Annotated in this window: 1 protein-coding gene; it reads right to left on the bottom strand. The window is 33.0% G+C overall.

The features are described from left to right. Positions 1-321: hypothetical protein (locus NKJ21_RS27390; protein WP_254733432.1), on the bottom strand; the 321-nt coding region annotated here is incomplete at both ends.

The raw sequence follows: 321 nt of genomic DNA, 5'->3' as shown, positions 1-321 counted from the left end.
TTATATGCAATAAAATCAATGCCATTATCCAGCCCGAGCCAAAGATTTAAATCTCTGTCGAAAAAAAGACTTAGAATACTATTGTTTTGAATGCCTTCTTTTTTGGTGAATTTTTGAACGAGGCTGCCATTGTGATTAATAATATAACATCCGTTGGAAATGGTTCCAATGGCATAACGGTTATCGTTAATTTTTTTGGCGGTATAAATTTGATTATTAATAAGCTCTTTATCTAAAACTGTTGTTTTTCGTTTTGCCGAAGTCCCCGTTAAACTGTAAATGCCTTTTTTGTACGATGCTATTAATAAAGTATCAGGCGTG

It is taken from the genome of Klebsiella sp. SWET4, from assembly GCF_024296565.1.
Classification (GTDB): domain Bacteria; phylum Pseudomonadota; class Gammaproteobacteria; order Enterobacterales; family Enterobacteriaceae; genus Klebsiella; species Klebsiella variicola.
Note: the sequence above shows the minus strand (reverse complement) of the source record. Positions and strands in the feature narration are given on the sequence as shown.